We start from the raw sequence: 2,946 nt of genomic DNA on the forward strand, positions 1-2,946 counted from the left end.
AAGCGCCAGGAACTGCGCCGCCAGCATAACCTCGGCGGTGTAGCGATGGCCGATATGACACTCGAACAGGGTGATGGTGCCCAGATCACGCCGTCGCAGGGCTCCGCCGCAATCCGGACAGGTGACCGCGATCGGTCGGTGCTGCGTGAACTCTGCGGTCATCTCCGGGACCTGTAGGTTGATATTGGTGTCTGTGGTTTGGCCTGCGGTGGCGGTTTGTGACCGTTCGGAGACCAACTGTACCAGAAGCGGTGCGATCTCCTCCACGGGCACACAGTGATCGACGGCCATATGCGCCATGACGCTGCGGGGCATGCCGGCGTTCAGCGCTTCTTCGGGGTCTTGAACGATGGCCAAGCCGCCATGCTGTTTCAGTTCGTACATGCCCGCCGTGCCGTCGTTGAGCCCGCCGGTCAGCATGACCCCGATCAGGTTCGAGCCGTAGACTTGGGCGGCGCTGCGGAATAACGGGTCGATGGCCGGTCGGGCGAAATTCTCGCGCGGGCCTTTGGTCAACCGCATAACGCCGTCTTCCACCGTCAGGTGATGATCCGGAGGCGCTACATAGACCCGACCGCCCTCGACTGGATCGCCGTCGGCGGGATGGACCGCCTCGATCGGCCCCTGCCGGTTCAACAGCCAGGGCAGGTTGCTCTTGTGCGCGCCGATATGCAGGACCACCAAAATCGCTGCCGCGAAGTCGGCTGGCAGGGCGCTGACGATAGTCCCTAGGGCATCGACACCGCCAGCGGAAGCTCCGACGACGATGACGGTTTGAGGCTCCATGAAGGCCGAACGAACGGCGTAGCGCGACGTTCCGAACAAGCGGCGCGGGCAGCGTCGGACGCCTACCAGGCATCGGAGGTAGACAATCTCTGCGAGCCGAAAAGAAACCCTTGAGAGGTCGGCCCTACAGCAGACCAAGCCGTAGCCACCAAGGGTGCCAGGCGGTCTCAGCTTCTAGGTTCTGGTGACCTTTTAGGGATTCCCCGGACGGTCCGGCCTCTAAGCCATCCGGGTCCCAGCCCTCCGCCTTGAATAGGGCGTCGGCGAACTCCTCATTGGTCAGGACGCCGGACTGAGGGAGGAACTGGTCAACGTGCAGGGGTTGGCCATCGACAACGGAACCGCAGAACCCGAGGCGGACGCAGACTTCTTCCAACAGCTTGTCGTAGGCGGCTCTCATCTCTCAACCGTAGCGGAGCCGGGAAGGTCCGCTATCGACCGATACCGTTGAAAAAGTCGGCAATTGCCACGGGCTTCAGGGGCTGATTCACTCTGGTCATTGAGACCGGAGGCAGCGTGATGATGGGCGAGCGGCGGGTCGATCAAGCGGCCCTGTTCTATACTTTCTCGCTGGAGGACCACGTCCCGGCGAACCACCTGCTGAGGTCGATTGACCGGTTTGTCGAGTTGGAGGGCCTGCGCGCGCATCTGGCTCCGTTATACAGCGCCATGGGTCGCCCCTCGATCGATCCCGAACTGCTGATCCGGATGCTGCTGGTCGGCTACTGCTTCGGCATCCGGTCAGAGCGTCGGCTGTGCGAAGAGGTCCACCTGAACCTGGCCTATCGCTGGTTCTGCCGGCTGGGTCTGGAAGGCGTCGTGCCGGACCACTCGACCTTCTCCAAGAACCGCCACGGCCGCTTCCGGGACAGCGACCTGCTGCGTCAGTTGTTCGACACGGTCCTTCGGCGGTGCATGTCCGAAGGCCTGGTCGGCGGCGAGGGCTTCGCCGTGGACGCCAGCCTGATCAAGGCCGAGGCGAACCGCGAGCGCAGCGTGCCCGGCTATCCCGGTCTGCCGCCCGAGGCGTCCAGCCGGGCCATCGACGAGTATCTGGCGGTGCTGGACGACGCGGCGTTCGGCGCGGCCACGCCGGTGACGCCCAAGTTTATCTCGCCGGTGGATCCGGCCGCGCGCTGGACCGCCGCCAACAAGGGGCCGGCCTTCTTCGCCTATGCCACCAACTACCTGATCGATCTGGAACACGCCGTCATCGTCGATGTCGAAGCCTCCACCGCCGTGCGGCCGGCCGAGCTGACTGCGGCCCGCACCATGATCGAGCGGGTCCGGGAGCGGCATGATCTCCACCCCGATCGCCTTGCCGCCGACACCGCCTATGGCTCGGCCGAGATGCTGGGATGGCTGGTCAACGACCAGGAGATCGCCCCGCACATCCCGATCATCGACAAGTCTGGCCGCACGGACGGGACCTTCTCCCGGGCCGACTTCACCTACGACCGTGCCGCCGACCTCTATCGCTGTCCGGGCGGCAGGGAACTGAAGCAATATCGGCGAGCCTTCCGCGCCGATCACCCGGAGACCCCGCCGGATGCCACCTACCGCTATCGCGCCTCCAAGATCGATTGCGACACCTGCGCGCTGAAGCCCAACTGCTGCCCCAACGGCCCGGCCCGGAAGGTGACTCGTTCCATCCACGAAGACGCCAGGGACGTCGCCCGCAACATCGCCAGGACCGACGCCTACGTCACCTCTCGGCGCGAGCGGAAGAAGGTCGAGATGCTGTTCGCCCACCTCAAGCGCATCCTCAGGCTGGACCGCCTGCGCCTTCGCGGCCCCTGCGGCGCCCGCGACGAGTTCCTCCTCGCAGCTACCGCCCAAAACCTGCGCAAAATGGCCCGCCTGATCCCGCTACAGACCGCCCCGGCACCCGCCTGAAGGCCTGAAGCGTCGCGAACCGCGTCACAGCCTGACCGCGCCGCTCTTCAAGCCGACCAGTCAGGCGACTTTTTCAACGGTATCCGCCAGGAGCGGACATTGGCTTGCTCTCCCGAATGCGACATTCAACAGGTGGCCACCCGCCCCCCCCGGATACGCTGCTCGCAGAGCCAAACACGGTGAAGATGCGCAAGATTGCAGACGGCAAGTTTCACGCGCCAGTCTGCTTGGCCTTATACAATGGGCGCAGCCCTCGGAATCAGC

3 protein-coding genes are annotated in these 2,946 nt (G+C 64.8%); 1 reads left to right on the plus strand and 2 read right to left on the minus strand.

Annotated elements, in window-relative coordinates; all coding sequences use genetic code 11:
- On the minus strand, positions 1-786 hold a 786-nt coding region (locus ACLL81_RS06585; protein WP_411287551.1), incomplete at its 3' end, for a chemotaxis protein CheB.
- A gap of 124 nt (positions 787-910) precedes the next feature.
- Complete coding sequence (locus tag ACLL81_RS06590) at positions 911-1,186, minus strand: hypothetical protein (protein ID WP_411287552.1); 276 nt, start codon at positions 1,184-1,186, stop codon at positions 911-913.
- Positions 1,187-1,305: 119 nt separating this feature from the next.
- Between ACLL81_RS06590 and ACLL81_RS06595 the strand changes: the two genes are divergently transcribed.
- Positions 1,306-2,682: a transposase gene (locus ACLL81_RS06595; protein WP_411287553.1), complete on the plus strand. Its 1,377-nt coding sequence runs from the start codon at positions 1,306-1,308 to the stop codon at positions 2,680-2,682.
- Positions 2,683-2,946: the final 264 nt, after the last annotated feature.

The sequence above is a fragment of the Phenylobacterium sp. genome (assembly GCF_046590535.1).
Classification (GTDB): domain Bacteria; phylum Pseudomonadota; class Alphaproteobacteria; order Caulobacterales; family Caulobacteraceae; genus Phenylobacterium.